Source organism: Citrobacter sp. wls717, from assembly GCF_005280955.1.
Lineage (GTDB): Bacteria > Pseudomonadota > Gammaproteobacteria > Enterobacterales > Enterobacteriaceae > Citrobacter > Citrobacter werkmanii.
On the sequence record NZ_SZWW01000006.1, the window covers coordinates 44745 to 69240 of the forward strand.

The 24496-nt window shown below is 54.0% G+C and carries 23 protein-coding genes; 17 read left to right on the forward strand and 6 right to left on the reverse strand.

All coding sequences use genetic code 11. The features are described 5' to 3' along the window. The first annotated feature begins 186 nt into the window (after positions 1-186). A complete protein-coding gene (gene cysQ / locus FDX09_RS02635) occupies positions 187-927 on the forward strand; it encodes a 3'(2'),5'-bisphosphate nucleotidase CysQ (RefSeq protein ID WP_038636607.1) in 741 nt (246 codons plus the stop codon). Here the strand turns inward: cysQ and FDX09_RS02640 are convergent. Further along, a complete protein-coding gene (locus tag FDX09_RS02640) occupies positions 917-1474 on the reverse strand; it encodes a YtfJ family protein (RefSeq protein ID WP_038636612.1) in 558 nt (185 codons plus the stop codon). The genes cysQ and FDX09_RS02640 overlap by 11 nt on opposite strands. A gap of 327 nt (positions 1475-1801) precedes the next feature. Between FDX09_RS02640 and FDX09_RS02645 the strand changes: the two genes are divergently transcribed. Next, positions 1802-2008, forward strand: a complete 207-nt coding sequence (locus FDX09_RS02645; RefSeq protein WP_003025710.1) for a DUF1107 domain-containing protein — start codon at positions 1802-1804, stop codon at positions 2006-2008. A 67-nt stretch (positions 2009-2075) separates the two neighbouring features. On the opposite strand, the gene FDX09_RS02650 is transcribed toward FDX09_RS02645, so the two are convergent. Then, positions 2076-3416, reverse strand: a complete 1341-nt coding sequence (locus FDX09_RS02650; RefSeq protein ID WP_003025713.1) for a hemolysin family protein — start codon at positions 3414-3416, stop codon at positions 2076-2078. Positions 3417-3567: 151 nt separating this feature from the next. Beyond that, positions 3568-4206: a peptide-methionine (S)-S-oxide reductase MsrA gene (msrA, locus tag FDX09_RS02655; protein ID WP_032940276.1), complete on the reverse strand. Its 639-nt coding sequence runs from the start codon at positions 4204-4206 to the stop codon at positions 3568-3570. Positions 4207-4418: 212 nt separating this feature from the next. On the opposite strand from msrA, the gene tamA reads away from it, so the two are divergent. From tamA to FDX09_RS02670, 3 genes are read left to right on the forward strand one after another with little or no spacing between them, the layout of a single operon-like run. Next, on the forward strand, positions 4419-6152 hold the full coding sequence (gene tamA / locus FDX09_RS02660; protein WP_137346748.1) for an autotransporter assembly complex protein TamA: 1734 nt from the start codon (positions 4419-4421) through the stop codon (positions 6150-6152). Beyond that, positions 6149-9925, forward strand: coding sequence for an autotransporter assembly complex protein TamB (gene tamB / locus FDX09_RS02665; protein WP_137346749.1), 3777 nt, complete (start codon positions 6149-6151; stop codon positions 9923-9925). The genes tamA and tamB overlap by 4 nt, the downstream gene beginning before the upstream one ends. A gap of 2 nt (positions 9926-9927) precedes the next feature. Further along, positions 9928-10272: a gamma-glutamylcyclotransferase gene (locus FDX09_RS02670; protein ID WP_003025723.1), complete on the forward strand. Its 345-nt coding sequence runs from the start codon at positions 9928-9930 to the stop codon at positions 10270-10272. A gap of 228 nt (positions 10273-10500) precedes the next feature. On the opposite strand, the gene ppa is transcribed toward FDX09_RS02670, so the two are convergent. Next, positions 10501-11028, reverse strand: a complete 528-nt coding sequence (gene ppa / locus FDX09_RS02675; RefSeq protein ID WP_038636623.1) for an inorganic diphosphatase — start codon at positions 11026-11028, stop codon at positions 10501-10503. 309 nt (positions 11029-11337) lie between these two features. On the opposite strand from ppa, the gene ytfQ reads away from it, so the two are divergent. From ytfQ to FDX09_RS02700, 5 genes are all read left to right on the forward strand, one after another. Continuing rightward, positions 11338-12294: a galactofuranose ABC transporter substrate-binding protein YtfQ gene (ytfQ, locus tag FDX09_RS02680; RefSeq protein WP_006686362.1), complete on the forward strand. Its 957-nt coding sequence runs from the start codon at positions 11338-11340 to the stop codon at positions 12292-12294. A gap of 128 nt (positions 12295-12422) precedes the next feature. Next, a complete protein-coding gene (gene ytfR / locus FDX09_RS02685; protein WP_038636628.1) occupies positions 12423-13925 on the forward strand; it encodes a galactofuranose ABC transporter, ATP-binding protein YtfR in 1503 nt (500 codons plus the stop codon). 13 nt (positions 13926-13938) lie between these two features. Beyond that, the gene (gene ytfT / locus FDX09_RS02690) at positions 13939-14961 is read left to right on the forward strand and encodes a galactofuranose ABC transporter, ATP-binding protein YtfT (RefSeq protein ID WP_038642975.1); all 1023 of its coding nucleotides are present in this window, start codon (positions 13939-13941) and stop codon (positions 14959-14961) included. Continuing rightward, a complete protein-coding gene (gene yjfF / locus FDX09_RS02695; protein ID WP_085048453.1) occupies positions 14948-15949 on the forward strand; it encodes a galactofuranose ABC transporter, permease protein YjfF in 1002 nt (333 codons plus the stop codon). The genes ytfT and yjfF overlap by 14 nt, the downstream gene beginning before the upstream one ends. Positions 15950-16052: 103 nt before the next feature. Beyond that, a complete protein-coding gene (locus FDX09_RS02700; RefSeq protein WP_074458528.1) occupies positions 16053-17165 on the forward strand; it encodes a methyl-accepting chemotaxis protein in 1113 nt (370 codons plus the stop codon). Positions 17166-17278: 113 nt separating this feature from the next. Here the strand turns inward: FDX09_RS02700 and fbp are convergent, their stop codons facing one another. After that, positions 17279-18277: a class 1 fructose-bisphosphatase gene (gene fbp / locus FDX09_RS02705; RefSeq protein ID WP_032940279.1), complete on the reverse strand. Its 999-nt coding sequence runs from the start codon at positions 18275-18277 to the stop codon at positions 17279-17281. A 175-nt stretch (positions 18278-18452) separates the two neighbouring features. Between fbp and mpl the strand changes: the two genes are divergently transcribed. Beyond that, positions 18453-19829: a UDP-N-acetylmuramate:L-alanyl-gamma-D-glutamyl-meso-diaminopimelate ligase gene (gene mpl / locus FDX09_RS02710; protein ID WP_121529876.1), complete on the forward strand. Its 1377-nt coding sequence runs from the start codon at positions 18453-18455 to the stop codon at positions 19827-19829. A gap of 98 nt (positions 19830-19927) precedes the next feature. On the opposite strand, the gene yjgA is transcribed toward mpl, so the two are convergent. Then, positions 19928-20479, reverse strand: coding sequence for a ribosome biogenesis factor YjgA (yjgA, locus tag FDX09_RS02715; protein ID WP_038636638.1), 552 nt, complete (start codon positions 20477-20479; stop codon positions 19928-19930). Positions 20480-20574: 95 nt separating this feature from the next. Here yjgA and pmbA point away from each other — a divergent pair, with 95 nt between their 5' ends. From pmbA to FDX09_RS02745, 6 genes are all read left to right on the forward strand, one after another. Continuing rightward, positions 20575-21927 (forward strand): metalloprotease PmbA, encoded by a 1353-nt coding sequence (gene pmbA / locus FDX09_RS02720; protein WP_137346750.1) that lies wholly within the window; start codon positions 20575-20577, stop codon positions 21925-21927. Positions 21928-22013: 86 nt separating this feature from the next. Continuing rightward, complete coding sequence (gene cybC / locus FDX09_RS02725; RefSeq protein WP_038636643.1) at positions 22014-22400, forward strand: cytochrome b562; 387 nt, start codon at positions 22014-22016, stop codon at positions 22398-22400. 308 nt (positions 22401-22708) lie between these two features. Beyond that, positions 22709-23017 carry a PRD domain-containing protein gene (locus FDX09_RS02730; RefSeq protein WP_016151467.1) on the forward strand — a complete coding sequence of 103 codons (309 nt, stop codon included), beginning with the start codon at positions 22709-22711 and terminating at the stop codon, positions 23015-23017. A 10-nt stretch (positions 23018-23027) separates the two neighbouring features. Then, positions 23028-23390, forward strand: coding sequence for an SFCGS family glycine-rich protein (locus tag FDX09_RS02735; RefSeq protein ID WP_038636646.1), 363 nt, complete (start codon positions 23028-23030; stop codon positions 23388-23390). Between the two features lie 2 nt (positions 23391-23392). Next, positions 23393-23692 (forward strand): DUF4312 family protein, encoded by a 300-nt coding sequence (locus FDX09_RS02740; protein WP_038636649.1) that lies wholly within the window; start codon positions 23393-23395, stop codon positions 23690-23692. A gap of 22 nt (positions 23693-23714) precedes the next feature. Further along, positions 23715-24491: a DUF4311 domain-containing protein gene (locus FDX09_RS02745; RefSeq protein ID WP_006686375.1), complete on the forward strand. Its 777-nt coding sequence runs from the start codon at positions 23715-23717 to the stop codon at positions 24489-24491. Positions 24492-24496: the final 5 nt, after the last annotated feature.

A 24496-nucleotide genomic window follows, 5' to 3' on the forward strand; every position in this document is an offset into this window, starting at 1 on the left:
CAGGGGCATCCTTTTAAGATCTAAGCCACAAAAGAAAATGTATATAAATCTTCTTGCTTACAGAACTGTGAATCATGACATGAATATAGCGTTTAAAACCGCAGACGCTATCACAGTTGGCGGATCCCCTGACGATCGGGTATAAGTAAAACAACGAGTTAACACCACTGACAAACGAGGTGGAGAATGTTAGAACATGTATGCCAGCTTGCACGGAACGCGGGCGATGCCATTATGCAGGTCTACGATGGAATCAAACCGATGGAGATTACCAGCAAGCAGGATGATTCTCCGGTCACGGCGGCGGATATCGCTGCGCACACGGTGATCCTCGAAGGATTACAGGCGTTGACGCCGGATATTCCGGTTCTGTCTGAAGAAGCTCCTCCTGGCTGGGATGTTCGCCAGCACTGGCAGCGCTACTGGCTGGTGGACCCGCTGGACGGTACCAAAGAGTTTATTAAACGTAACGGTGAATTTACCGTCAATATTGCGCTGATTGAACAGGGAAAGCCGGTGCTTGGCGTGGTTTACGCGCCAGTAATGAAGGTCATGTACAGCGCGGCAGAAGGTAAAGCGTGGAAAGAAGAGTGCGGTGTGCGCAAACAGATCCTGGTACGTGACGCGCGTCCACCGCTGGTGGTAATTAGCCGCTCGCATGCCGACAATGAGTTAAAAGAGTATCTGCAACAACTGGGCGAACACCAGACCACGTCGATTGGCTCGTCGCTGAAATTCTGCCTGGTGGCGGAAGGGCACGCGCAGCTGTATCCGCGTTTTGGACCAACTAACGTCTGGGACACCGCCGCTGGCCACGCCGTTGCCGCCGCAGCCGGAGCGCACGTTCACGACTGGCAGGGGAAACCGCTGGACTACACCCCACGTGAATCGTTCCTCAACCCCGGCTTCCGGGTCTCTATTTACTGAGCAATTTATGCAGCAGGGCAATCACCTGCTGCACCTCTTCCTGCGTTAATGCACCATCTTTTGCCCACTGTACGCGTCCGTCCTTATCGAGTACCGCAATAGCGGAGCTTTCTTCATCCAGTTGCCAGGCTTTACGCGCAATGCCGTTGCTGTCGACAATAAATTGTGACCATGGATAGAGCTTCTTGTTGCTCTCCAGACTGCTGCGCACAAACATACCGGAGCCGGGAATGGCGTCATCCGTGTTGACGATAGTGGTGGTCTGGTATTTGTCGTGCGGCAGGTTCGCTGCTTTGATGGCTTCAATCAGGTTCGCGTTTTTCTCTTTAGCGGAGGTGCGCCCGGCGATGTGTTGCACAATCCGTACTTTGCCGGGCAGTTGCGCGCTATTCCAGCTTTTGTAGCTAAACTTATCGTTATCAAGAATTAGTTCGCCGCGATCGGCGATCCCTACCGGTGGTACGCGCTGGTTAGTCTCAAACTTATGGGCGGAGGCAATCATCGGCAGCAGCAGGCACGACAGCGCCAGCAGTTTTCGTAAGGTCATAGGTTTTCCTTCTTTCTTTATTTTGCAGGTGATCCGACCACTTGGGTCTGGAATTTAATCATATGTGCGATTGATGCTTTTTCCCGCAAGCGCGATGCCAGTTTGCGGACGGGCGCACAAATCCTGCGAAAATCGAAGGCTTATACTGAAGACAGCGAAGCGTTGAAAAGATAATTCTGAATAATTGTAACTTGAAGGTAAATAAACTTATACACGCTGGAAACATCAACGAGATAGTCTATAGTCATAGGGCATTAAAATTTGCGCCTGAGGATTGTCGGACCGATTGTGGTACCGCAAAGGCGTAATGCTCAGCAGGAGACAACAATGAAAATTTTCCAACGATACAACCCGCTGCAGGTGGCGAAGTACGTGAAGATCCTGTTTCGTGGACGGTTATATATCAAGGACGTAGGCGCTTTTGAATTTGATAAGGGTAAGATTCTTATCCCAAAAGTGAAGGACAAGCTGCATTTTTCCGTGATGTCCGAAGTTAACCGTCAGGTCTTGCGTCTGCAAACTGAGATGGCTTGATCAAAGTGCTATGCGGTAGTTAAAAAAACGGCTCCAGGACTGGAGCCGTTGATGTTTCTGCAAGGCGCTATGACGCCTTCGCCTCTTCCTTCGCATCCGGCAGTTTTGGGACCAGAACGGTAGGTTTACTGTCCAGACGCGTCACCAGCAGCTGATCGATCTTGTAATTATCGATATCCACCACTTCAAATTTGTAGCCTGAATATTTCACCGAGTCGGTGCGTTTCGGGATTTTACGCAACATGAACATCATAAAGCCGCCGATGGTCTCATAGTTGCCGGACTGCGGGAATTCGTCGATATCCAGGACGCGCATGACGTCATCAATCGGCGTACCGCCGTCGACTAACCATGAGTTTTCATCACGCGCCACGATCTGCTCTTCCAGGCCCTGACCAACTAAATCGCCCATCAGCGTCGTCATCACATCGTTGAGCGTGATAATCCCCACCACCAATGCATACTCGTTCATGATGACGGCAAAATCTTCGCCTGCGGTTTTGAAGCTTTCCAGCGCTTCAGAGAGCGTCAGCGTATCCGGGACAATCAGCGTATTGCGGATCTGCACGCCGCTGTTCAGCGCCATGCTCTGGTTGGCCAGCACGCGGTTGAGGAGATCCTTTGAATCGACATAGCCAATGATGTGGTCGATATCTTCGTTACACACCAGGAATTTGGAGTGCGGGTGTTCCGCCACTTTGTTCTTCAGGCTCTGCTCGTCTTCGTGAAGATCGAACCAGATAATGTTCTCACGCGAGGTCATTGAAGACGGTACGGTACGGGATTCCAGTTCGAACACATTTTCAATCAGCTCATGTTCCTGCTTGCGCAGAACACCCGCCAGCGCACCGGCTTCGACCACGGCGTAAATGTCGTCTGACGTGATGTCATCTTTACGCACCATCGGGATTTTAAACAGGCGGAAAATGTTATTTGCCAGACCGTTAAAGAACCACACCAGCGGGCGGAAGACCAGCAGACAGAAGCGCATCGGGTTGATGATACGCAAAGCCACAGCTTCTGGCGCAATCATACCGATGCGTTTCGGGGTTAAATCCGCGAACAGGATGAACAGGCCAGTAACCAGTGAGAAGGACAGAATAAAACTTAACTGTTCGGACAGCTCTGGAGCGAAGTACTTTGAGAACAGACTGTAAAACGCCGGGGAAAAGGCCGCATCACCAACGATACCGCCGAGAATGGCGACCGCGTTAAGGCCAATCTGCACCACGGTAAAAAACATGCCGGGGTTTTCCTGCATCTTCAAAACACGCTGTGCGTTTACATTGCCTTCATCGGCAAGCAGTTTAAGTTTGATTTTGCGTGATGCGGCAAGCGAGATCTCGGATATCGAGAAAAACGCACTCACGGCGATCAGGCAGAGAATGACTAAAATACTGTTTAACATATCTTATCCGACCGTTCGGGTCAGATCCTCGGAAGGGAGAAGTTGATAAATCCGTGTGAAATACACATTGAAAACCGGCTCGTGGAAGTGAGCCGGTAAATTCAGAAGCTAGTATAGCGTAAGGTACTGTAACGTCGCCAGAGGGGGAAATTTAACCTTGTGGTGGCAAACACACGCCAATCCCGCCAATTCCACAGTATCCATAAGGGTTTTTGTGCAGATATTGTTGGTGATCGTCTTCGGCATAATAGAACGGGGTTGCCGTACTGATTTCCGTTGTAATGGTCCGCTCGTCGCCAGCGGCGGTCATCGCCGCCTGAAAACGCTCAAGGCTGGCCTGTGCTGCGGCGGTTTGCTCTGGCGTTAAGGGATAAATAGCGGAACGATACTGCGTACCCTGGTCGTTCCCCTGGCGCATACCTTGCGCCGGGTCGTGATTTTCCCAGAACACCTGCAGCAATTGCTCGTAGCTGATAACATGCGGGTCATAGACGACGCGTACCGCCTCGGCATGCCCGGTATCGCCAGAGCAAACTTCCCGATAGGTCGGGTTAGGGGTATAGCCGCCGGTGTATCCGGCTGCGGTGCTGTACACGCCGGGTAATGACCAGAATAAACGCTCCACGCCCCAGAAACATCCCATGGCGAAAAGGGCGATTTCCATACCGTCGGGCACGTTGGTCATCGAATGTTGGTTAACCGCATGCAGCGTTGCCACTGGCATCGGGGTGTTGCGTCCAGGTAGCGCATCTGCTTGAGTAACGAGATGCTTTCTATCAAATAAACTCATGGCCGTTCTCCCGAAATCAGTCATTTGGGTTAAGGTTGTAACGAGACGCGTCTTTGCCCACAATAAACGGCATGAATACGTCTAGAGTTAAACATAAGAAATATTTGGGTTGCCGTCTGTTTTTCAACTCTTATTGTTGATTTTTTGTTAAGCCGAGGAACGGCATAGTATTTTTTTCCAGGGGTGGGAAAAAAGGATATTCAGGAGAAAATGTGCCACATATCCGTCAGTTATGTTGGGTGGGATTACTGTGCTTAAGTGGCTCCGCCGCCGCCGCGAATGTTCGCTTACAGGTCGAAGGATTATCAGGAGCGCTGGAGAAAAACGTCCGTGCGCAGCTGTCCACGATTCAAAGTGATGAAGTCACGCCAGACCGACGCTTTCGTGCGCGCGTTGATGATGCCATCCGCGAAGGGCTAAAAGCGCTGGGCTACTTTGAGCCGACCATCGATTTTGAGCTGCGCCCGCCACCGGCGAAAGGACGCCAGGTGCTGATTGCCAAAGTAACCCCCGGCGAGCCGGTGCTGATTGGCGGCACCGAAGTGATTCTGCGCGGTGGCGCGCGTACGGATAAAGATTACCTGGATCTGCTGAAAACGCGCCCGGCAATCGGCACCGTGTTGAATCAGGGAGACTATGACAACTTCAAAAAATCCCTCACCAGCGTGGCGCTGCGCAAAGGTTATTTCGACAGTGAATTTAATAAAAGTCAGCTTGGAATAGCGCTTGAGCGCCGTCAGGCGTTCTGGGATATCGATTACAACAGCGGCGAACGCTATCGCTTTGGGCATGTCACCTTTGAAGGCTCGCAAATTCGTGATGAGTACCTGCAAAACCTGGTGCCATTTAAAGAAGGTGAAGAGTACGAGTCGAAAGATCTGGGGGAACTGAACCGTCGTCTGTCGGCGACCGGATGGTTTAATTCTGTGGTTGTCGCGCCGGAATTTGATAAAGCCCGCAAAACCAAAGTGCTGCCGCTAAAAGGCGTGGTCTCGCCGCGTACCGAAAACACCATCGAAACCGGGGTTGGTTATTCAACTGACGTCGGGCCACGGGTAAAGACCTCGTGGAAAAAGCCGTGGATGAACTCCTATGGCCACAGCCTGACCACCAGCGCCAGTATTTCTGCGCCAGAGCAGGTCCTTGATTTTAGTTATAAAATGCCGCTGTTAAAGAACCCGCTGGAGCAGTATTACCTGGTGCAGGGCGGCTTTAAGCGTACCGATTTAAACGACACCGAGCAGGACTCCACGACGCTTGCGGTTTCCCGCTACTGGGATCTCTCCAGTGGCTGGCAGCGCGCGATTAGCCTGCGCTGGAGCCTCGACCACTTTACGCAGGGTAACGTCACCAATACCACCATGCTGCTCTATCCGGGCGTGATGATTAGCCGGACACGTTCGCGCGGCGGTCTGATGCCCGTCTGGGGCGATTCACAGCGTTATTCCATTGATTACTCCAATACGGCCTGGGGCTCAGACGTTGATTTCTCCGTCTTCCAGGCGCAAAACGTCTGGATCCGCACGCTGTACGACAGGCATCGCTTTGTGATGCGCGGTAACCTCGGCTGGATTGAAACCGGGGACTTCGACAAAGTGCCGCCGGATCTGCGTTTCTTCGCCGGGGGCGATCGCAGTATTCGCGGCTATAAATACAAATCTATTTCGCCTGAAGGCAGCGACGGTAAGCTGAAAGGGGCCTCGAAGCTGGCAACTGGCTCGCTGGAATATCAGTACAACGTGACCGGGAAATGGTGGGGTGCGATGTTTGTCGATAGCGGCGAAGCGGTCAGCGATATCCGCAAAAGCGATTTCAAAACCGGCGCCGGGGTCGGCGTACGCTGGCAATCGCCGGTCGGTCCCATCAAGCTCGACTTTGCCGTTCCTGTCGGCGACAAAGATGAACATGGTTTACAGTTTTACATCGGTCTGGGGCCTGAATTATGAGTTTATGGAAGAAGATAAGCCTCGGCGTGCTGATTTTTATCCTGCTGTTGTTAGGCACGGTGGCGTTTCTTGTCGGCACCACCTCGGGCCTGCACCTGATCTTCAAAGCAGCTAATCGCTGGGTTCCGGGGCTGGAAATTGGTCAGGTCACCGGCGGCTGGCGGGATTTATCGCTCAAAAATATTCGTTATGACCAGCCTGGCGTGGCGGTGAATGCCGGCGAAGTGCATCTGGCCGTCGGGCTGGAGTGTCTTTGGGATAGCAGCCTGTGCGTCAACGATCTGTCGCTGAAAAATATCAACGTGGCGATCGACAGCAAGAAGATGCCGCCTTCAGCTCCGGTTGAGGAAGAGGATAGCGGCCCGCTTAACCTTTCCACACCTTATCCGATTACGCTTTCACGCGTGGCGCTCAACAACATCAATATCAAAATCGATGACACCACGGTTTCAGTGCTCGATTTTACCTCCGGCCTGAACTGGCAGGAAAAAACGCTGACCCTGAAGCCAACGTCATTACAGGGCCTGCTGATTGCCCTGCCTAAAGTGGCGGAAGTGGCGCAGGAAGAGGTCGTTGAACCGAAGATTCAAAACCCGCAGCCGGATGAAAAACCGCTCGGCGAAACGCTAAAAGATCTGTTCTCAAAGCCGGTGCTACCGGAAATGACCGATGTCCATCTGCCGCTCAACCTCAATATTGAAGAGTTTCGCGGCGAGCAACTGCGCGTGACCGGGGATACGGATTTAACGGTGCATAACATGCTGCTCAAAGTGAGCAGTATTGACGGCAACATGAAGCTCGACGCGCTGGATATCGACTCTAATCAGGGCACGGTAAACGCCAGCGGTACGGCGCAGCTCACCGACGCATGGCCGGTAGATATTACCCTCAATAGCACGCTGAACGTCGATCCACTAAAAGGCGAAAAGGTGAAGCTGAAGGTCGGCGGCGCGCTGCGTGACCAGCTGGAAGTCGGCGTCAATCTGTCTGGCCCGGTTGATATGGACCTGCGTGCGCAAACGCGTCTGGCAGAAGCCGGATTACCGCTCAATCTGGAAGTGGTGAGTAAGCAGGTTTACTGGCCGTTTACCGGCGACAAGCAATTCCAGGCCGATGACATTAAGCTCAAGCTGACCGGCAAAATGACCGACTATACGTTGTCGATGCGTACCGCGGTGAAAGGGCAGGATATTCCTCCGGCTACCATTACGCTGGACGCCAAAGGCAACGAACAGCAGATTAATCTCGACAAACTGAGCATTGCGGCGCTGGAAGGGAAAACCGAACTGAAAGCGCTGGTGGACTGGCAGCAGGCGATCAGTTGGCGCGGGGAGTTAACGCTGGATGGTATCAACACCGCGAAAACAATCCCGGACTGGCCGTCAAAGCTGAATGGTCTGGTGAAAACGCGCGGCAGTCTGTACGGCGGAAGCTGGCAGATGGAGATTCCTGAGCTGAAGCTGACCGGTAACGTGAAGCAGAACAAGGTTAATGTAAACGGCTCGCTGAAGGGGAACAGCTACCTGCAGTGGACGATCCCGGGTCTGCATCTGGAACTGGGGCGCAACAGTGCGGACGTGAAAGGGGAACTGGGGGTTAAGGACCTCAATCTCGACGCGACGATTGATGCCCCGAGCCTGGATAACGCGCTGCCGGGATTAGGCGGCACGGCGAAAGGGCTGGTAAAAGTTCGCGGTACGGTAGAAGCGCCACAACTACTGGCGGACATCACCGCCCGCGGCCTGCGCTGGCAGGAACTTTCCGTTGCTCAGGTTCGCGTCGAAGGCGACGTAAAATCGGCGGAGCAAATCGCCGGTAATCTCAACGTTCGCGTAGAACGGATTGTACAACCGGACGTGAATATCGGCCTGGTGACGCTCGATGCCAAAGGCAGTGAGAAGCAGCATGAGCTACAACTGCGCATCCAGGGCGAGCCGGTCTCCGGGCAGCTCTCCCTGGCAGGCAGCTTTGATCGCAAAGAGCAGCGCTGGAAAGGGGAATTAAGCAATACCCGTTTCCAGACGCCGGTTGGTCCGTGGGCGCTCAATCGTGCGATCGCGTTGGATTATCGCAATCAGGAACAAAAAATCAGCATTGGACCGCATTGCTGGAACAACCCGAATGCGGAGCTGTGCGTACCACAAACCATTGATGCTGGTGCAGAAGGACGCGCGGTGGTGAATCTCAACCGTTTCGACCTGGCGATGCTGAAACCGTTTATGCCGGATACGACTCAGGCCAGCGGGGTGTTCACCGGCAAAGCCGATGTCAGTTGGGACACGACCAAAGAGGGGCTGCCGCAGGGGCAGGTCACGCTTTCCGGGCGTAACGTGAAGGTCACGCAAAGCGTGAACGATGCGCCGCTGCCTGTGGCATTTGAAACGTTGAATCTGACCGCCGACCTGCACGACAACCGTGCCGAGCTGGGCTGGCTGATTCGCCTGACTAATAACGGGCAGTTTGACGGAAAGGTGCAGGTGACGGATCCACAAGGGCGCCGTAACCTGGGCGGCAACGTCAATATCCGCAACTTCAATCTGGCGATGGTGAACCCTATCTTCTCACGTGGTGAAAAGGCCGCGGGGACGATCAACGCCAACCTGCGTCTGGGCGGCGATGTGCAAAGCCCGCAACTGCTTGGACAACTGCAACTGAGCGGACTGGATATCGACGGTAACTTTATGCCGTTTGACATGCAGCCAAGCCAGTTAGCCGTTAACTTCACCGGAACACGCTCAACGTTGGCGGGTGTGGTGCGTACGCAGCAGGGGGAAATCAACCTGAGCGGCGACGCAGACTGGAGTCAAATAGACAATTGGCGGGCGCGCGTTGCGGCGAAAGGCAGCCGGGTGCGGATCACCGTGCCGCCGATGGTGCGTCTGGATGTCTCGCCGGATGTGGAATTTGAAGCGACACCGAGCCTGTTTACCCTGAACGGCAATGTCGATGTGCCGTGGGCGCGTATCGTGGTCCACGATCTGCCGGAAAGCGCGGTAGGGGTGTCCAGCGATATGGTGATGCTTAATAACGATCTGCAGCCCGAGAAACCACAGACCGCCGGGATCCCGATCAACAGCAACCTGAATATCCACGTCGGTAATAACGTGCGTCTTGATGCCTTTGGTCTGAAAGCGCGTCTGACGGGCGATCTGAAGGTGGTGCAGGATAAACAGGGGCTGGGGCTTAACGGGCAGATTAATATCCCGAGCGGTCGCTTCCATGCCTATGGTCAGGATCTGATTGTGCGTAAGGGCGAGCTGTTATTCTCCGGTCCGCCGGATCAGCCGTTGCTCAATATTGAAGCGATTCGTAACCCGGATGCTACAGAAGATGACGTGATCGCCGGCGTTCGCGTCACGGGCACGGCTGATGAACCGAAAGCGGAGATCTTCTCCGACCCGGCGATGTCGCAGCAAATGGCGCTGTCCTACCTGCTTCGTGGGCAAGGACTGGATAGTGAACAGAGCGACAGCGCGGCGATGACTTCAATGCTTATTGGCCTGGGGGTTGCACAAAGTGGTCAGGTTGTGGGTAAAATCGGGGAGACATTTGGCGTAAGTAATCTGGCACTGGACACGCAAGGGGTGGGTGACTCATCTCAGGTCGTTGTCAGCGGATACGTACTGCCAGGTCTGCAGGTGAAATATGGTGTGGGTATATTTGACTCCTTAGCGACACTCACGCTACGTTATCGTCTGATGCCTAAGCTATATCTGGAAGCAGTGTCTGGCGTAGATCAGGCACTTGATTTGCTCTATCAGTTCGAGTTTTAGCAATGCGAATATTTGTCTATGGCAGTTTACGAACCAAACAAGGCAACAGCCACTGGATGACCAATGCCCTGTTGCTGGGAAATTTCAGTATCGACAACTACCAGTTGTACAGCCTGGGCCACTATCCAGGCGCCGTTCCGGGAAATGGAACAGTACACGGGGAAGTTTATCGTATTGATAACGCCACGCTGGCAGAGCTTGACGCTCTGCGTACCCGTGGTGGTGAATACGCACGCCAGCTAATTCAAACGCCGTACGGAAGTGCATGGATGTACGTGTACCAACGTCCGGTTGATGGCTTAACGCTGATTGAAAGCGGTAACTGGTTAGACAGAGACCAGTACTGATATATACCCGATGGATTTCGAGTTGCATCAAGGCGACGACGCAGAGAATCCCCAGGAGCGTACATCAGTACGTGACTGGGGTGAGCGAGTAAAGCCAACGCAGAGGCAGTTTGAAAGCCGACAGGTAAAACGCGCCACCTTCGGGTGGCGTTGTTTTATGCGCCTGCCGCACTCGCATCAGGACACAAAAAAGCCCCGACATGCGGGGCTTAGCATCAAAAGTAAGAATTACTTCTTCGCGCGCTCGAAGGAAGCAACGATTTCAGCTTTAGCAGCTTCAGCGTTGTCCCAACCGTCAACTTTCACCCATTTGCCCGCTTCGAGGTCTTTATAATGCTCGAAGAAGTGGGTGATCTGCGCTTTCAGCAGTTCCGGCAGGTCGGACACATCTTTGATGTGATCGTATTCTTTGCTCAGCTTGGTGTGCGGTACCGCAACCAGTTTCGCATCTTCACCGGATTCGTCGGTCATTTTCAGAACGCCAACCGGACGGCAGCGGATCACTGAACCAGGCTCCAGCGGGTACGGAGTCGGGACCAGAACGTCAACCGGATCGCCATCCAGAGACAGAGTGTGGTTGATGTAACCGTAGTTGCACGGATAGAACATCGCGGTGGACATGAAGCGGTCAACGAACAGGGCGCCGCTCTCTTTGTCAACTTCGTATTTGATCGGATCTGCGTTGGCAGGGATCTCGATAACAACGTAGATATCTTCCGGCAGGTCTTTACCGGCAGGGACGTTGAGTAAGCTCATGTCTGTTTCCTTTAAATAAGCTATGGCAAACAAGTGGCGGGTATTATAGCCAACTCGCGCGGAATGTCTCCGCTTGTTTTCGCTTTCTCTACTCCCATTTTCTTCTTTTTGCTTCTCTCTGGTGACAGAAAAATCCATATCTTCAGCCGCATTTTTCATAGTGATATGAAAGCGATTACAAACTTGTGATTAACGTTTTATTTACTTTTTTGAAGTGTGATGTAACGCAATCCGTTACATGCTCAATTGTCTATAGTTTTTTCGCGACGGTTTATTAACCAACAATAATCACCCTACGAGGACGCACTTATGTGGAAGCGCTTACTTTTAGTCACAGCAGTTTCGGCAGCCATGTCGTCTATGGCAATGGCAGCCCCATTAACCGTAGGATTTTCGCAGGTTGGCTCTGAATCCGGCTGGCGCGCCGCAGAAACCAACGTGGCGAAAAGCGAGGCCGAAAAGCGCGGAATTACGCTGAAAATCGCTGACGGCCAGCAAAAGCAGGAAAACCAGATTAAAGCAGTCCGTTCATTTGTTGCCCAGGGCGTCGATGCCATCTTTATTGCACCGGTCGTGGCAACAGGTTGGGAGCCGGTGTTAAAAGAGGCCAAAGATGCCGACATTCCGGTCTTTTTGCTCGATCGTTCCATCGATGTAAAAGACAAATCTCTCTATATGACTACCGTCACCGCCGATAACGTGCTGGAAGGCAAATTAATCGGCGACTGGCTGATTAAAGAAGTGAACGGCAAGCCGTGTAACGTCGTTGAGCTACAAGGAACCGTTGGCGCCAGCGTGGCGATCGATCGTAAGAAAGGGTTCGCTGAAGCCATCGCTAACGCGCCAAACATCAAAATTATCCGCTCTCAGTCCGGCGACTTCACCCGCAGTAAAGGGAAAGAAGTGATGGAGAGCTTTATTAAAGCGGAAAACAACGGCAAGAACATCTGCATGGTTTACGCCCACAACGATGACATGGCGATCGGCGCTATTCAGGCGATCAAAGAGGCGGGCCTGAAACCAGGCAAAGACATTCTGACGGGGTCAATCGACGGCGTACCGGATATCTACAAAGCGATGATTGATGGTGAAGCCAACGCCAGCGTCGAGCTGACGCCGAACATGGCAGGCCCGGCATTTGACGCGCTGGAGAAATTCAAAAAAGACGGCACGATGCCTGAGAAGCTGACCATTACCAAATCGATCCTCTATCTGCCAGATACCGCGAAAGAAGAGTTAGAGAAGAAGAAAAACATGGGCTACTAGTTTTCCCAGAGTATACCCGTAGGCCTGATAAGCGCAGCACCATCAGGCGTTGAGATGCCGGATGTCGACGCAAATGCGTCTTATCCGGCCTATATCCAGGCCGGTTAAAACGATGCCGGAGGAATGCCATGACCACCGACCAACACCAGGAAATCCTCCGTACAGAGGGCTTAAGTAAATTCTTTCCCGGCGTCAAAGCGCTGGATAACGTGGATTTCAGCCTGCGACGCGGCGAGATCATGGCATTGCTCGGCGAAAACGGGGCGGGGAAATCGACGCTGATCAAAGCGTTGACCGGTGTATATCATGCCGATCGCGGCACGATCTGGCTCGAAGGCCAGCCTGTCTCCCCCAAAAATACCGCCCATGCCCAGCAACTGGGGATTGGCACCGTGTACCAGGAAGTGAACCTGCTGCCCAATATGTCGGTAGCGGATAACTTGTTTATTGGCCGAGAACCGCGGCGCTTTGGCCTGTTGCAGCGCAAACAGATGGAAAAGCGCGCGACGGAACTGATGGCGTCGTACGGTTTTTCCCTTGATGTGCGCGAGCCGCTGAACCGCTTTTCCGTGGCAATGCAGCAGATCGTCGCCATTTGTCGGGCGATCGATCTCTCTGCGAAGGTGCTGATCCTCGATGAACCTACCGCCAGCCTCGATACCCAGGAAGTTGAAATGCTGTTCGGCCTGATGCGGCATCTGCGCGATCGCGGCGTCAGTCTGATCTTCGTCACCCACTTCCTCGATCAGGTTTATCAGGTCAGCGATCGCATCACCGTCCTGCGTAACGGCGGCTTTGTGGGCTGCCGTGAAACCCATGCGCTGCCGCAGATCGAACTGGTCAAAATGATGCTGGGCCGCGAACTGGATACCCACGCGTTACAGCGTGCGGGCCGCACGTTGCTGAGCGATAAACCGGTGGCGGCGTTTAGTGATTTTGGTAAGAAAGGCACTATCGCCCCGTTCGATCTGCAAGTGCGTCCCGGTGAGATCGTCGGTCTTGCCGGACTGCTGGGATCCGGGCGAACGGAAACGGCGGAGGTGATCTTCGGCATCAAACCCGCCGACAGCGGCAGCGCACTGATCAAAGGTAAACCGCAGACCTTGCGATCGCCGCATCAGGCTTCGTGCCTGGGGATCGGTTTTTGCCCGGAGGATCGGAAAACGGATGGCATTATTGCCGCCGCCTCGGTGCGGGAAAATATCATTCTGGCGTTGCAGGCGCAGCGCGGTTGGTTGCGCCCCATTCCCCGCAAAGAACAAAACGAGATTGCCGAGCGCTTTATTCGCCAGCTTGGTATTCGCACCCCTAACGCTGAACAACCGATCGAATTTCTCTCCGGCGGCAATCAGCAAAAAGTCTTGCTGTCGCGCTGGTTACTGACCAAACCGCAATTCCTGATCCTCGATGAACCCACGCGCGGGATCGACGTCGGCGCGCATGCCGAGATCATCCGCCTGATCGAAACGCTGTGCGCCGATGGTTTGGCCCTGCTGGTTATCTCATCGGAACTGGAAGAACTGGTGGGTTATGCCGATCGGGTCATTATTATGCGCGATCGCAAACAGGTGGCCGAGATCCCACTGGCTGAATTGTCCGTCCCGGCGATCATGAACGCCATTGCGGCCTAAGGAGACTATGGTGATGCCTCAATCTCTCCCTCAATCCAATCCGCCTGAACGACGGTTTCATTGGCCCAAGGGAATGCCACAGCTGGTGGCGCTACTGCTGGTGCTGCTGGTGGACAGTCTGGTCGCGCCGCACTTCTATCAGGTGATTTTGCAGGATGGTCGTCTGTTCGGTAGCCCGATTGATATTCTCAACCGCGCCGCACCCGTGGCGCTGTTGGCGATTGGTATGACGCTGGTGATTGCCACTGGCGGCATTGATCTTTCCGTTGGCGCTGTGATGGCCATTGCCGGGGCGACGACCGCGGCGATGACGGTGGCCGGGCACAGCCTGCCGGTAGTGCTGCTTGCCGCCTTAGGCTCCGGCATTCTGGCGGGATTGTGGAACGGAGTTCTGGTGGCCATCCTCAAGATCCAACCGTTCGTCGCCACGCTGATCCTGATGGTTGCCGGGCGCGGCGTCGCGCAGTTGATCACCTCCGGGCAGATCGTCACCTTCAACTCGCCTGAGCTTTCCTGGCTTGGCAGCGGCTCACTGTTACTGTTCCCCACGCCGGTGATTATTGCGCTACTGACGCTGGTGGTGTTCTGGCTGCTGACGCGGAAAACGGCGCTGGGCATGTTTATTGAAGCGGTGGGTATCAACATTCGCGCGGCGAAAAACGCCGGGGTCAACACCCGCATTATTGTGATGCTTACCTATGTCTTGAGCGGCCTGTGTGCCGCTATCGCCGGGATCATTGTTACCGCGGATATTCGCGGCGCGGATGCGAATAACGCCGGATTATGGCTGGAGCTGGACGCTATTCTGGCGGTGGTCATTGGCGGCGGTTCGCTGATGGGCGGGCGCTTTAACCTGCTGCTGTCGGTGATAGGCGCGTTAATTATTCAGGGGATGAACACCGGGATTTTACTGTCGGGCTTCCAGCCGGAACTGAATCAGGTGGTCAAAGCCGTCGTGGTGTTGTGTGTGCTGGTTGTGCAGTCACAACGCTTTATCAGCCTGATAAAAGGAGTGCGTGGTCATGATAAAACGTAATTTACCGCTGATGATCACCCTCGGCGTGTTTGTGCTGGGCTACCTCTACTGCTTGACGCAATTTCCGGCTTTTGCTTCCACCCGGGTGATTTGCAATATCCTGACCGATAACGCTTTTTTAGGGATTATCGCCGTCGGCATGACCTTCGTGATTCTCTCTGGCGGGATCGACCTTTCCGTTGGCTCGGTGATTGCCTTTACCGGCGTATTTCTGGCAAAGGCGATTGGCTACTGGGGGATTTCTCCGTTACTGGCCTTCCCCCTGATTCTGCTGATGGGCTGTGCGTTTGGCGCGTTTATGGGATTACTGATTGATGCGCTGAAGATCCCGGCGTTTATCATTACCCTGGCGGGAATGTTCTTTTTGCGCGGCGTTAGCTATCTGGTTTCTGAAGAGTCGATCCCGATTAACCATCCGGTTTATGACACGCTCTCCAGTCTGGCATGGAAAATTCCCGGAGGCGGTCGTCTGAGTGCGATGGGTTTGCTGATGCTGGCGGTGGTGGTGATTGGCATCTTCCTCGCGCACCGTACACGGTTTGGCAATCAGGTATATGCGATTGGCGGCAACGCCACCTCTGCTAACCTGATGGGGATCTCCACCCGCAGCACCACCATCCGTATTTATATGTTGTCTACCGGCCTGGCCACGCTTGCCGGCATTGTTTTTTCAATTTACACCCAGGCCGGTTATGCGCTGGCGGGCGTCGGTGTCGAGCTGGATGCGATTGCCTCAGTCGTGATTGGCGGTACGCTGTTGAGCGGCGGAGTGGGTACGGTTTTAGGCACCTTGTTTGGCGTGGCTATTCAGGGCCTGATCCAGACCTACATTAATTTTGACGGCACATTAAGTTCCTGGTGGACCAAGATCGCGATTGGTATTTTATTGTTTATTTTTATTGCCTTACAACGCGGTCTCACGGTGCTTTGGGAAAATCGTCAAAGCTCGCCGGTCAGCCGCGTAAGCACGGCGGCGACACCAAAGTAACGTCCTGATTTTTCAAGAGACATTTAAATACCTAAACTTTTTCCGGTTGTAGTCGATAGGTTCTGTACAGGTTTGTTTTCACCCTACAACCGGAAATATAACAATGCCAAAATCCCTTTCAATTCGATCAAGTTTGTTGGTGTTATTGTCTCTGCTGGCGTTTCTGCTGTTGCTGACCGGCGGGATGGGGCTATACGCCTCTACCCGCATTATTACTTCATTGATTTATCACGGTATTATGAGTGCAGCAATGCTGGCGGCCATCGCCTTGCTGGCGGTTATTTGGTTTATGCTGCGAAATAAGTTTCTCAAACCGCTGGATAACATTGTTGAACAGCTGGAACGTCTGGCGACAGGCGATTTGTCGCCAGTTAGCGCGCCGTCGGCCAGCGCTGAATTCAACCGTCTCAATGCGGCAATGGATGAAATGCGCCATGCGCTTGGCGACTCGGTGCAACGCGTGCGTGACGCCAGCTCGCAAATTGATATCGGTAGCCGTGAACTGACGGCCGGAAACCAGCATCTGGCGCAGCGTACTGAATCGACAGCCACGTCGCTGGAACAGACCGCCGCCAGCATGGAAGAGTTAACGGCGACCGTGAAACAGAATGCGGACAACGCCGAACAGGCGCACCAGTTGGCAAAATCGGTATCGGATACCGCCGATCGCGGCAGCGAGATGGTGTGCTATGTGATCGAGAAAATGCGCGATATTGCCGGCAGTTCCAGTCGTATTGCCGACATCCTTAGTGTGATAGACGGCATCGCATTCCAGACCAATATTCTGGCGCTCAATGCCTCCGTTGAAGCGGCGCGGGCCGGTGAGCAAGGACGGGGTTTTGCGGTTGTCGCAGGTGAAGTACGTAATCTGGCCAGCCGCAGCGCCGAAGCGGCAAAAGAGATCCGCGCGTTAATCAGCGATTCGCACACTCACGTCGGTGAAGGTAGCGAGCTGGCGCAACAGGCGGGCGAAACCATGGATGAGATTGCCACTGAGGTGATGCGCATGACTAAGCTGATGCGTGAAATCGCCAGCGCGTCCCAGGAGCAGAGTCGCGGCATAGAGCAGGTGAATATCGCGGTGATTCAGATGGATGAAACGGCGCAGCAAAATGCGGCACTGGTACAGCAGTCTTCAGCGGCTACCCGCTCGTTGGAAGAGCAGTCACATGCGCTGCTGGAGGCGATGGCGGCGTTTAAGCTACAGACAACGTAACCGAACGTAGGCCTGATAATGCGCAGTCGCCATCAGGCAATGTCACTGCATCATGCCGGATGGCGACTGCGCATTATCCGGCCTACTGTTCGTTGTAGGCCGGGATAGGGCGTTTACGCGTCCGGAAACTCGCGGATAAAGCGTTCTACATCTTCAACCATATGGTCATTGCCCACGAAGAAGGAACGGCGCTGGTGCAGGCTTTCCGGAATGATATCCAGAATACGTTCTTTACCATCGCTGGCTTTGCCGCCCGCCTGCTCGGCCAGGAAGGCCATCGGGTTGCATTCGTACAGCAGACGCAGTTTCCCTTGCGGGTGGCTGGCGGTGCTTGGGTACAGGTAGATCCCGCCCTTCAGCAGATTGCGATGGAAATCCGCAACCAGAGAGCCAATGTAGCGCGAGGTGTACGGGCGCTGGGTTGACTTATCTTCTTCCTGACAGAATTTAATGTACTTCTTCACGCCATTCGGGAATTTGATGTAGTTGCCTTCGTTAATGGAGTACGTGCTGCCTTTTACCGGGAAGCGCATACGTTCCTGGCTGAGGCAGAATACGCCCAGAGAAGGATCGTAGGTAAAGGCGTGTACGCCACAGCCGGTGGTATATACCAGCATGGTGGAAGAACCATAAACCACGTAGCCCGCAGCAACCTGCTTGTTGCCCGGCTGCAGGAAATCCTCTTCCGTAACCGGTGTGCCGACTGGGGTTACGCGGCGGTAAATAGAGAAAATCGTACCGACAGAGACGTTAACATCGATGTTGGATGAGCCATCCAGCGGATCCATTAGCACAACATATTTTGCGTGTTCGCAGCCTTCGAAGACGACGATTTCATCTTCTTCTTCCGAGGCAATGCCCGCCACAATGTCGCGCGCCTTAAGTGCAGCTTTCAGTTTTTCGTTCGCGAACAGATCGAGTTTCTGCTGAACCTCTCCCTGCACGTTCTCAGCACCGCTGGCACCCAGGATATCGACCAGACCGGCCTTGTTGATATCGCGGTGGATGATCTTGGCGCCCAGCTTTATTGCCGACAACAAAGCAGTGAGTTCACCGGTAGCATGAGAAAACTCGTGCTGCTTTTCGACAATAAATTCACCTAACGTTTTCATAACACTTTCCCTGCAATTTATGTGGAGTAAAGCGACCGCAACAATATTAACAAATATTTCCATTGTTGCGCTTAGGTGAATCGCGCCAGCAAACTACGGAATATCCTGAAATGCGTTTCTCACTTGCCGGACATGTGCGTAAAATGGCCCCCAGATTAAAAAAGGATAGTGACGTATGCGCATTCATATTTTGGGAATTTGTGGCACTTTCATGGGCGGTCTGGCGATGCTGGCGCGCTCGCTTGGTCATGAAGTAACCGGTTCGGACGCCAATGTGTATCCGCCGATGAGTACCTTACTTGAGAAGCAAGGCATTGATTTAATTCAGGGTTACGATGCCAGCCAGCTCGACCCGCAGCCGGACCTGGTGATCATCGGCAACGCCATGACCCGTGGTAATCCCTGCGTGGAAGCGGTGCTTGAGAAGAACATTCCATACATGTCCGGCCCGCAATGGCTACATGACTTTGTGCTGCGCGATCGCTGGGTACTGGCGGTTGCGGGGACGCACGGTAAAACCACTACTGCCGGAATGGCGACCTGGATCCTTGAAGCCTGCGGCTATAAGCCTGGCTTTGTGATCGGCGGCGTACCGGGCAACTTTGAGGTTTCTGCGCGTCTGGGCGAAAGCGACTTCTTCGTGATTGAGGCGGATGAGTACGACTGCGCCTTCTTCGATAAGCGTTCTAAATTTGTGCATTACTGCCCGCGTACGCTGATCCTCAATAACCTTGAGTTCGATCACGCGGACATCTTTGACGATCTGAAAGCTATTCAGAAACAGTTCCATCACCTGGTACGTATCGTGCCGGGCCAGGGACGCATCATCTACCCGGAAAACGACATCAATCTGAAACAGACGATGGCGATGGGCTGCTGGAGCGAACAAGAGCTGGTGGGTGAACAGGGTCACTGGCAGGCGAAAAAGCTGACCACCGATGCATCCGTTTGGGAAGTGTGGCTGGACGGTGAAAAAGTGGGCGAGGTGAAGTGGGGCCTGGTCGGCGAACATAACATGCACAACGGTCTGATGGCGATTGCGGCTGCCCGTCATGTTGGCGTAGCGCCTGCCGACGCGGCGAATGCGCTGGGCTCGTTCATCAACGCCCGTCGTCGTCTTGAACTGCGCGGCGAAGCAAACGGCGTGACGGTGTATGACGATTTTGCTCACCACCCGACGGCGATTCTGGCAACGCTTGCCGCACTGCGCGGTAAAGTGGGCGGCACCGCGCGCATTATCGCGGTACTGGAACCTCGGTCGAACACCATGAAAATGGGCCTGAGCAAAGACGATCTGGCGCCGTCGTTAGGACGCGCGGATGAAGTGTTCCTGCTGCAACCGCCGCATATTCCGTGGCAAGTGGCGGAAGTCGCTGAGGCCTGCGTACAGCCTGCGCACTGGAGCGGCGATGTCGATGCGCTGGCAGATATGGTGGTGAAAACCGCACAGCCTGGCGATCACATCCTGGTGATGAGCAACGGCGGGTTTGGCGGCATCCATCAGAAACTGCTGGATAGCCTGGCGAAGAAAGCTCAGGCAGAAGAAGAGTAAAAAATGCCCGGTGGCGCTACGCTTACCGGGCCTACGATGCGTTGTAGGCCGGATAAGGTATTTGCACCGCCATCCGGCACTTTCGGCAGACGAAGAGGTTACGCCTCGTTTTCTGCCAGTTCACGCAGGTACTGGAAAATCTGACGCGCTGATTTCGGCGGCTTGTTGCCCGCTTTTTCTTTCCTGGCATTACGCACCAGAGAACGCAGTTGCTGACGGTCGGCGTCAGGCCACAGGTTCATCACTTCTTCGATGGCTTCATCGCTGCCATCAACCATACGGTCACGCAGTTGCTCCAGCTTATGGAAGACAACAACCTGCTGGTTGTGACGGTTTTTCAGCTTGTCCAGCGCCTGACGGATAGGATCAACATCGCGCTGGCGCAACATTTTGCCAATCAGCTGCAGCTGGCGGCGGCGACCTTCCATCTTAATGCGCTGGGCCAGCTCAATGGCGGCACGTAAATCCGCGTCGAGCGGGATTTTATCCAGCGCGTTTTTCCCCAGTTCTACCAGTTCCACACCCAGGCGTTTTAACTCCTCGGCGTCACGTTTTATTTCACTTTTACTGACCCAGATAATTTCATCGTCTTCGTCTTCGATGTCATCACCGGGAACGTCGTCGAGCCAGTCTTCGGGCTGCTTAGTCATGTCAGGCTCCTTAAAAAAAGAGGCTAATGTTACCAGTTAAGATGCGCACTGAAAAACGGTTCTCTGTTAGACTTCAGAGAAACTCTCTCTACATTATGGCATTTGCGATGAAAGTAATCTCACAAGTTGAAGCGCAGCGTAAGATTCTGGAAGAAGCGGTCTCGACGGCTCTGGAATTAGCGTCAGGTAAGTCGGATGGCGCGGAAGTCGCTGTTAGCAAGACCACGGGTATTAGCGTCAGCACCCGTTATGGTGAAGTGGAGAACGTAGAATTCAATAGCGATGGCGCGCTGGGGATTACGGTTTATCACCAGAACCGTAAGGGCAGCGCATCCTCCACCGATTTAAGCCCGCAGGCGATTGCCCGTACCGTGCAGGCCGCGCTGGACATTGCACGTTACACCTCGCCGGACCCATGCGCGGGCGTGGCAGATAAAGAACTGCTGGCCTTTGATGCGCCCGATTTGGACCTGTTCCACCCCGCGGACGTTTCCCCTGACGAAGCCATCGAACTGGCTGCTCGTGCTGAACAGGCAGCGCTGCAGGCTGATAAGCGTATCACCAATACCGAAGGCGGCAGCTTTAACAGCCACTATGGCATCAAAGTGTTTGGTAACAGCCACGGCATGCTGCAGGGCTACTGCTCCACGCGTCATTCCCTTTCCAACTGCGTGATCGCGGAAGAAAATGGCGATATGGAGCGTGATTACGCTTACACCATTGGCCGGGCGATGGGCGATCTGCAAACGCCGGAATGGGTAGGGGCAGACTGTGCGCGCCGTACCTTATCGCGCCTGTCTCCGCGTAAGCTTTCCACCATGAAAGCGCCGGTTATTTTCGCCAATGAAGTGGCGACCGGACTGTTCGGACACCTGGTCGGCGCGATTGCTGGTGGCTCTGTATATCGCAAATCCACCTTCCTGCTGGACTCGCTGGGCAAACAAATTCTGCCGGAATGGTTGACCATTGAAGAGCATCCCCATCTGCTGAAAGGGCTGGCCTCCTCGCCATTTGACAGCGAAGGCGTACGCACAGAGCGTCGTGACATTATTAAAGAGGGCATTTTGACCCAGTGGCTGCTGACCAACTACTCTGCCCGTAAGCTGGGGCTGAAGAGCACCGGTCATGCGGGCGGTATTCACAACTGGCGTATTCCCGGACAAGGTCTAAGCTTCGAGCAGATGCTCAAAGAGATGGGCACGGGCCTGGTGGTGACTGAGCTGATGGGGCAGGGCGTAAGCGGCATTACCGGCGATTACTCGCGCGGTGCGGCGGGCTTCTGGGTCGAAAACGGCGAAATTCAGTATCCGGTGAGTGAAATTACCATCGCCGGTAACTTAAAAGAGATGTGGCGTAATATCGTCACCGTCGGCAACGATATTGAAACGCGCAGTAATATTCAGTGTGGTTCAGTCCTGTTGCCGGAGATGAAGATCGCCGGGCAATAATACCCGTCATACTTCAAGCTGTGGCGTGAATTATTGAGGGCATCTGGCGTTTGTTTATTTTTGAATAATAAAAAAGGAAGTGAGCAATGCGTAAACACCTGTTAGCGATCGTCGCAGCTTCAACGCTGATTCTTGGTTCTTCTGCGTTTGCAGCCGATCTTGAAGACGATATGGGGATCCTCAACGACAACCTGAAAATCGTCGAAAAAACGGATAATGCGACTGAGCTGAAAGACGCGTTAACCAAAATGCGTGCAGCCGCGCTGGACGCGCAAAAGGGAACGCCGCCGAAGCTGGAAAACAAATCCCCGGACAGCCCGGAGATGAAGGATTTCCGCCACGGCTTTGACACGCTGATCGGTCAGATCGACGGCGCATTGAAGCTGGCGAACGAAGGTAAAGTCAAAGAGGCGAAAGCCGTTGCGGAAGACCTGAAAAAAACACGCAACGAAAACCACAAGAAGTTCCGTTAATTTGCTCTATCCGGCCTGCAAATCGTAGGCCGGATAAGACGCCAAAGGCTATCCCCGTCACATTTTTTCAACTTTAGAGTTAGAGAAATCATTCGCCGAACTGGTTTTTTCTGCTCATCTCTTGCGATGCCCGTCACAGTTTCCCGCCACTAAAGCGCAAATATCGCCTTTTCTGCGGCATAGATCACTATCGCTGCGCCTCTTTCCACTTCGAAGTGGAAAACAACTCGCTACAAACTTTTAACCCCCACCGCTAATTTACCCTCAGAGCCATTAGTGGGGTAAGACGAGTGAATAACGGAGCTGTAATGAATGACATGGGGGAATCGGTTGAACTGGCCGACCGCATGCTGGCGCAGGTGTATGCCTTGCTGCGTGAACGCCACATTATTCCCAACGCCGTACAGGAACAGATGCTGACATCGCATGTTCGCGCCATGGCGCACCGCTCGGTAACGGGTGAACCCTTACCAGAAGTCGATGCCAGCTTGTTTGATGAAATATCTGCCGAATCAATGGCGCTTGCCCGCGACGTGGTCGCTGAGTTTGGCAATCTTCCTGAGGAAGAGGCCTGGCTGCTGTCGGTGCACTTCGAAGTCGCGAAAGACAACCTTTAAGGAGCAAAAGATGGATCAAATTACCGTAGTGATTGGCGATCGCCTGGGTAAAGGCCAGAAAGTGGCGGCAGGCGTTGAGAAAGCGGGTGGCCGCGCGGTCGTGGTGCCGGGTGTCGCGGCAGATATGAAGCTGGGCGATGTGATGAAAGCGGAAAACGCCACCTTTGGGATCTCGTTTTGCGGCAGCGGCGGGGCGGGCGCGATTACCGCGCAAACCAAATATGGCTACAAGGCGAAATATGGCATGCGCTCGGTCGATGAAGGGGTAACCGCCATCAACGAAGGCTGCAACGTGTTGGGGTTCGGTTTTATGGACAAAGAAGAACTCGGCGAGCGCCTGGTACAGGCGTGGCAAAAGAAATACGGCGCTTAAGCATGAAAGAGCAATTCACCACCACGGTGAGAGTCACGGGTAAGGGGGAGGCTAAAGCGCGCGCCTTTGCCGACGCCCTGAACCACGTTCAGGCTGCGGTGATGAAAGCGTCCCCGCATATCTTACTGCGTATTGAGCCACAGGATGTGCAGGTTGTTCAAGCGCGTGAAACGGTGCGCAAAGAGGCGTTTTTGTTCCTCTTCCTGCGCCGGGAAAGACGCACCTTCAGCGTGGAGCTGGACGTGACCGTCAACGTGACTGCCATCAATCTCGACAAGGTGGATTTCGTTACGCAACGCTGATCTTTTATTAAAAGGCATAATTATGTTCCTGATAATATTAATAAAATCGCTCATCATCGGCGGCCTGGTTGGCGTCGGTGTCGGCGCTGGGGCTGCACGCATGTTTCATGCGCCGACCACTCAAGGGATGGGCGCGTTTCGTACTCTGGGAGAACTGAATTCCTGTGAAGGGGATCCGGCTTCTCACTTCTCATTCGGTCTGGGCTTTTTCTTTAACGCCTGGGCTTCTTCCGTTGCCGCAGGGGCGTTCACGCAGGACGTCGACCATCGCATCATCCCCAACTGGGGTGCCGCCGCGCTGATGATCAAAAATCGCAACGTTGGTGAAACGCTGCACGATCCTAAGCGCATGGCGATCGCCTGCGGTGTTATCGGCATGATTGTCGTGACCTTCCTGAACCTCACCGCGTCATCCGTACCGGAAGCGCTACAGGTTACTGCCGTTAAGGTGCTGGTGCCCGCGGCAAACCTGCTGGTCAACACCGTGATGCCAGTGATCTTCTGGCTGGCGGCGATTGATGCCGGCAAGAAATCCGGCTTCTGGGCTACCGTTTTTGGCGGCGCGGCGCAGTTAATTATGGGTAACGCCGTCCCGGGTCTGGTTCTGGGCATTTTGATCGGCAAAGGTGTTGAAGAGAGCGGCTGGAACCACGTGACGAAAGTGATGATGGTGGCTATCGTCGCGCTGTTCGTCCTGAGCGGCTTCTTCCGCGGCTTCGACATGAAGATGATCGAATCCTTCCATCTGACCGTGCCTGACTGGTTGGAACTTATCCATAACTCGCTCAGCGGTAAATAACGGAG